The organism is Dokdonella sp., from assembly GCF_036518555.1.
In the GTDB taxonomy this organism is placed as follows: Bacteria; Pseudomonadota; Gammaproteobacteria; order Xanthomonadales; family Rhodanobacteraceae; genus Dokdonella_A.
This window is the reverse complement of record NZ_DATDMY010000253.1, coordinates 25,406-31,405: the sequence shown is the minus strand read 5'-3', so window position 1 is coordinate 31,405 and position 6,000 is coordinate 25,406. Positions and strand designations below refer to the sequence as shown.

Below are 6,000 nucleotides of genomic sequence, written 5' to 3'. Positions count from 1 at the left end.
GACGAGGCTGAACTCGGCGTTCGCGGGCATGCCGATGCCGACGCGGATGACCGCGCGACGCAGCAACATCGCGTAGGCGATACGCCGCTGGGCGACGGTCGAGGTGTCGGCGAGCGGCGAGGTCGCGCCATCGTTCGGGCGGAACAGCGGATCGGTGCCTCCGCTCGCCTCGAAGCGCGCACGTACGGTCTCGGTCGTCAGCGACCATGCGTCCTGCAGCTGGTGGCAGGTGTTGCAACTGCGCCCGTTGCTGCCGAGGCTCTGGAAGAACGGGTTGTCGGTGTCGAGCGTGCCGCCGCTGGTGTGCGTTCTCAGCCAGCCGCTCGCATTGGGCGTGGTCAGCGGATCGCCCGCGATCGCGACGTCGGCCGCGGCGGCGAATGCGCGCGCAGGCAGGAGCAGGAGGAGCGCGAGCGTTGCGACGGCGCGCGCGCGCCGCCGGGACAGGGTAGCCATGGGGACCCTCCGCGGCGCGGTCGAGGCGCCGTTCGCGCCCCTCCCCGTGCGGACGTCGCGGCGCGGACGGCATCCGTCGGCCGGTCGCGATGGCCGGCATGCACGAGGAACGCCGCACCGCTCGGGATTTCGACATGAGAGGGGCCGCGCGGCCCCTAGCGCCCGGCCGGTTCGGACGTCGACGAAGGCCGGGGCGGCCGCTCCTTCGCGGCGGCATCCCGCTTCGGCGCGTCGGGCTTCGACGCCTCCCCGGACGCCGGGGGCGTCGGGCGCTGGCCGGCCTGCTGCTCGAGCATGCTCTGCTTCCATTGCTCGAGGATCGCGCTGCGCCCGCGCAGAGCCGCATCATCGGCGTTGCCCGGCGCGGGTGGCGCCGGCGGCGGTTCCGGATCGCCGTGATCGGTCCAGCGCACGAGACGCGCGAACTGCTCGCCGAGCATGTCATCGACCTTCGGCGCGAGTTCGTCGAGCCCGCTCGTCGACGCGCCGTTGACGCGGTATTCGAGCTCGAGCCGGGTCGATCCGTCCTCGGCGGTGCGGATCCAGAACGTGAGCACCCCGTTCAGCGCGAACTCCTGCAGCGGGCCCAGCGCGGTGTCGAGGCGCAGCATGCGTTCGGGCAGCGCCATGAGCACGCGGCCGTGCGCGGCGCTGCCGCCGCTCCAGCGTTCGCAGAAGCAGCCGTCCGCCGTGGGCGCGAGGCCGAGGTTCGCGGACTTGCCGGACCACGTGTGCTCGCCGCTCCACCAGTGCGAGACGCCCACGAGCGCCTCCCAGGCATGCTTCGCGTCGCCCTTGACCGGCGACGCGTAGGCGAGCAGGAACCCGTCCGGCACGGCCTGCCTGACCTCGGCTCGCGCGGCGCCGCCCGCGCATGCGAGCGCGAGGAACACCGGACCGAGGCCGCAGATGCGTTTCATCGTCGTCTCCGCTTCATCGCGATGCCGTTTCGACCGCAGGCGCGTGCCCGGGTTCGCACGGGAGAGGACCTGGCGCGTGTATCGCGGGTGGGGCTCGATCGCCCGATCCGCGCCGCGCGCATCCGCAACCGACGTCGATCCGCGTGCGCTCGACCGGGCTAGACGTCCCCGTCCGTGGCCCAGCCTTCGCCGCTGCCGCGCTGGAACACGCGGTCGTCGTCGAGCACGTCGCCGGCGGCAATCGATGGCCGCGCGGCGAGTTCGGCATAGATCGGGCTGAAATCCGGCCGCGTCGCATCCATGAGCTGCTCGAAGCTGTCGATGACGAAGTACGTCTTCTGGTAGGTGTCGATGCGGTAGCGCGTGCGCATGATGCGCCTGAGGTCGAAACCGATGCGGTTCGGAGCCGGCGAATCGAGGCAGTAGATGGATTCGCCCTTCGAGCTGACGATGCCCGACCCGTAGATGCGCAGTCCGCCATCCTGCCGGATCAGCCCGAACTCGACCGTGTACCAGTACAGGCGCGTGAGGTTCACGAGCGCGTCGGCGCCGATCCCGTGCGCCTTCACGCCGCCGCGGCCGTACGCCTGCATGTAGTCGGCGAACACCGGTTCGAGCAGCAGCGGCACGTGACCGAACAGGTCGTGGAACAGGTCCGGCTCGGCGAGGTAGTCGAGCTGCTCCGGTTTGCGGATCCACCAGGTGACCGGAAAACGTCGATTCGCGAGATGGTCGAAGAACACGAGCTCGGGCAGCAGGCCCTCGACGCCGACGAGCTGCCAGCCGGTCGCCTTGGCGAGCACCGCATTGAGGTCGTCGAAGCGCGGGATCGCGTCCGGCGACATGCCGAAGCGTTCCTGGTTGTCGATGAACTCACGGCAGGCTCGACCCTTGAGCAGTTCGCGCTGGCGTTCGAACAACATCGCCCAGGTGCGATGATCGGTGCGCGAATAGCTCGCCCACGGTTGCTCGACCACGGCCGTCGTGTAGACCGGTACGTAGCCCTTGTCCGTGTGCTGGTGTTCGACGCGGCGCGGTTCGGAAGGATTCATGGCATGGATCCGGGGTTCATGCGCGACAGCTTAGCGCGTGGCGCGCGCGGCCGCGCGCCGGCCGGTTCACTCGGGGTCGCGTTCGCCGGGTCGCAGCGGGCGAGGCCGGAACGCGATCACGCGGCCGTGTCCGCTCTCGCCCGCATTGCGCTGCCACAGCACGGGGACGTCGTCCGCGCGCGGAAGCTCGAACTCCTCGTCGATGCCGTCGTTGGCCGCTTCCATCTCCCAGCCGTAGCGCTTGCGCGCGGGCGCCGGATCGCGTCGGCGCAATGCGATCGCGGCGAGCAGCCCGGCGATTGCGCCGCCAAGGTGGTATTCGAAACTGATGCGTTCCTCGTGCGGCAGGACCGACAGCAGCATGCCGCCGTAGAGGAAGAACACGACGAGCGACGTGACGACGGCGAGGCGATCGCCGCGCAGCAGGCCGATGACGAACAGGAACAGCATGAGCCCGTGCACGATCCCGCTCGCGCCGACGTGCACGGAATCGCGCGCGAACAGCCATACGCCGAGCCCGGAAATCAGCCAGATCGCCGGTAGCGCGAGGCGCGTCGCGCGCGGATAGACGTACAGGGTGAGGGTCGCGAGCACGCCGAGCGGCAGCGTGTTCGACATCAGGTGTTGGAACGAGGCATGCGCGAACGGCGCCGTCAGGATGCCGACGAGGCCCGTGACATGGCGCGGCACGATGCCGAGGTCGTCGATCCGCCAACCGAGCAGCCAGGCCGCAAGCCAGACGATCCACACGCCCGCGAGCAGCGCGCCCGCGCCGATCACCGCGTAGCGGATCCGCAAGCGGTCCTGCGCGACCGTGACCGAGGTCGGTTCGGGAACAGGGCGGGCGATGTCCATAGATGCCAGATTGGGCGCGCCATTCAGCTTCGCAAGTCGACTGCGTCACAGAATGAGGCCTGACAGCCGTTGGTACAATCCTTGCCAGTCATTGCCGAAGATCCGCGCGAAGTAGAGGGCGCGCGGCCGTTCGGTACACCGCAGCGCGATCGGGAGAGGGGGCCCGCCGTGCATCCGGCAGCAGTACGCGCGGTCGCCACGTGCGCCCGCCCGCGCCTGCGTGCCGACCCGCCATGAGCTTCGACATCAAATCCGCCATGCTGATCGCTTCGCTGCTGACGCTGTGCGTCGGCGCGAGCCTGTCGTTCGCCGCATCGCGCTACCCGGCGCACTTGCGCACGGCGATGCGCATCTGGATCGGCGGCCTGCTCATCGAGACGCTCGCGCTGCTGTCCGCGGCGCTGCGCAGCCCGGCCTGGGACGACGCGCTGCCGATCGTGCTGACCAACACGATGTACGCGCTCTCCTATGCGGAGATGGGTCGCGCGATGAACCATTTCGCGCAACGTCCGCGCAGCTTCGTGCCGCTGCTGCTCGTGATGCTCACCTTCGCGATCCTGTGCCTGTTCACGCTCGTCTGGCCGTCGCCGCGCTGGCGGATCACGGTCGACACGCTGCCGATCGTCGCCCTCCAGCTCGGCGTCGCGCGCGCGGTGCTGTTCGGCCGCGATCGCCTGCGCCCGGCCGAAATCCTCACCGGCTCGCTGTTCGTCGCCTGCGGCACGCTCGCGCTCGCGCGCGGCCTCACCGAGTTCCTCGCGCCGGTGCTCGACCTCGATGCGTTCCGGCCGTTCATGCTCAACGTCGTGCTCATCTTCAGTTCGATCCTGCCGATGCTCGGCACGATCGGCTTCATGCTCATGTGCGGCGACCGCATGAACGAGGACCTCGGCCGCCTTGCGATGACCGACCCTCTGACCGGCGTGCACAACCGGCGCACGCTCGCGCGCGTCGCCACGAGCGCGATCGCGGAGGCGCTGCGCGACGACCGGCCGCTGTCGCTGATCGCGATCGACGTCGACCATTTCAAGCGCATCAACGATGCGCTCGGCCACGACGCGGGCGACGAGGCGCTGCTCGGCCTCGTGCGCGTCATGCGCGAGTCGCTCGCGGTCGACGCGCCGCTGAGCCGGATCGGCGGCGAGGAATTCGCCGTGCTGCTGCCCGACCTCGGCGAACTCGAAGCCTGCGTGCTCGCCGAGTACCTGCGCCAGCACGTCGCGACCGCGCTGCTGCCGATCGGCGGACATCCGCAACGCCTCACCGTGTCGATCGGCGTCGCCTCGCTCGATGCCGGCACGCGCGACCTGCGCGCGCTGCTGCGCAACGCCGACCGCGCGCTCTACGCGGCCAAGCACAACGGCCGCAACCGTTGCGTCGCGTATTCGACGCTCGCCGCGGCGGCGGTCGCGTCGCAGATATCGGCCGCGCGCTGAGGATGTGACCCGGAAAAGATTGGAACGCGAAGCACACCGGGCATGCGCAGGAGGAAATCTTCGTTGACCCTCCTTCGTGTGCTCGGTGTGCTCGGTGTTTCATGCCTTCTTTGCGCAGCACACGTCTTCGTACGATCAACCCGCGCCGGCCTTGCGCGGCGGTATCAGCAGGCTCGCGACGATCGACGCAAGAATGACGAGCGCGACGACGCCGAGCGCGACCCCGACCGGTATCTTCCAGACGCCCGCGAGCAGCATCTTGGCGCCGATGAAGAGCAGCACGACGGCGAGGCCGTGGCCGAGCAGGTGGAAGCGGTCGGCCATGCCGGCGAGCAGGAAGAACAGCGCGCGCAGGCCGAGCACGGCGAACACGTTCGACGAGAGCACCACGAACGGATCGAGCGTGACCGCGAAGATCGCGGGGATCGAATCCACCGCGAAGATGACGTCGGTCACCGCGATCAGCACGAGCACGACGAACATCGGCGTGAACCAGCGCCGCCCGCCGTCGTCGATGACGGTCAACGCGCCGCCCTGGAAATCGCGGGTGAGTCGCAAGTGCCGGCGCATCCAGCCGAGCACGGGGTTGCCCTCGAGGTCGGACGCCTGGTTCGCCGCGAACAGCATCTTCACGCCGGTCAGCAGCAGGAACAGGCCGAACAGGTAGAGGATCCAGTGGAAACGCGCCACCAGCGCGGCGCCAACGAGGATCATCACCGCGCGCAGGACCAGCGCGCCGAGCACGCCGAGCATGAGCGCGCGCTGGCGCAGCTCCGCCGGCACCGCGAACGTATTGAACACGAGCAGGAACACGAAGATGTTGTCGACCGCGAGCGCCTTCTCGATGAGGTAGCCGGTAAGGAACTCGAGGCCGATCTCGTTCGCGACCGCGCGACCCGCGTGCGCGTCGAGCCAGGCCCAGAGCCCGAGGTTGAATGCGAGCGCGAGGCCGACCCACGCGAGGCTCCAGAGCGCCGCCGCGCGGAACGGCACGCGGCGCGGGCCCGCCGCGCGCAGCAATGCGAAGTCGACCGCGAGTGCGGCGATGAGGATGGCGACGAAAGCCGCCCAGATGCCCGGTGTCGCGATGCTGTGCATGTCGTGCCCCAGTGGTCGAATGGACCGGCGGCGCGGGGTCACGAATGCTCGGGACATACCTTCGCCGTCGACGGCGAAGGTCTTGCTCGCGGTTCGCCGTGGGCGAACCGCCCGCCGGACCGGGGCCTTGCGGCCCGTGATGACGATCGCGGCGACGGGAGAGCTACTCCCCTTCTGCTGCCG

At 69.6% G+C, this 6,000-nt stretch carries 6 protein-coding genes; 1 reads left to right on the top strand and 5 read right to left on the bottom strand.

The features are described from left to right. The 4 genes from VI238_RS13895 to VI238_RS13880 all read right to left on the bottom strand — a co-directional run. Positions 1-456, bottom strand: a 456-nt coding sequence (locus VI238_RS13895; protein WP_331652367.1) for a hypothetical protein, incomplete at its 3' end; no start/stop codon positions are given. 155 nt (positions 457-611) lie between these two features. Beyond that, positions 612-1,376 (bottom strand): hypothetical protein, encoded by a 765-nt coding sequence (locus VI238_RS13890; protein WP_331652365.1) that lies wholly within the window; start codon positions 1,374-1,376, stop codon positions 612-614. A gap of 158 nt (positions 1,377-1,534) precedes the next feature. Further along, positions 1,535-2,428, bottom strand: a complete 894-nt coding sequence (gene phhA, locus VI238_RS13885; protein ID WP_331652363.1) for a phenylalanine 4-monooxygenase — start codon at positions 2,426-2,428, stop codon at positions 1,535-1,537. A 66-nt stretch (positions 2,429-2,494) separates the two neighbouring features. Further along, on the bottom strand, positions 2,495-3,283 hold the full coding sequence (locus tag VI238_RS13880; RefSeq protein WP_331652361.1) for a rhomboid family intramembrane serine protease: 789 nt from the start codon (positions 3,281-3,283) through the stop codon (positions 2,495-2,497). A 233-nt stretch (positions 3,284-3,516) separates the two neighbouring features. Between VI238_RS13880 and VI238_RS13875 the strand changes: the two genes are divergently transcribed. Further along, positions 3,517-4,719, top strand: coding sequence for a GGDEF domain-containing protein (locus VI238_RS13875; RefSeq protein ID WP_331652359.1), 1,203 nt, complete (start codon positions 3,517-3,519; stop codon positions 4,717-4,719). 135 nt (positions 4,720-4,854) lie between these two features. On the opposite strand, the gene VI238_RS13870 is transcribed toward VI238_RS13875, so the two are convergent. Then, the gene (locus VI238_RS13870) at positions 4,855-5,817 is read right to left on the bottom strand and encodes a TerC/Alx family metal homeostasis membrane protein (RefSeq protein WP_331652357.1); all 963 of its coding nucleotides are present in this window, start codon (positions 5,815-5,817) and stop codon (positions 4,855-4,857) included. Positions 5,818-6,000: the final 183 nt, after the last annotated feature.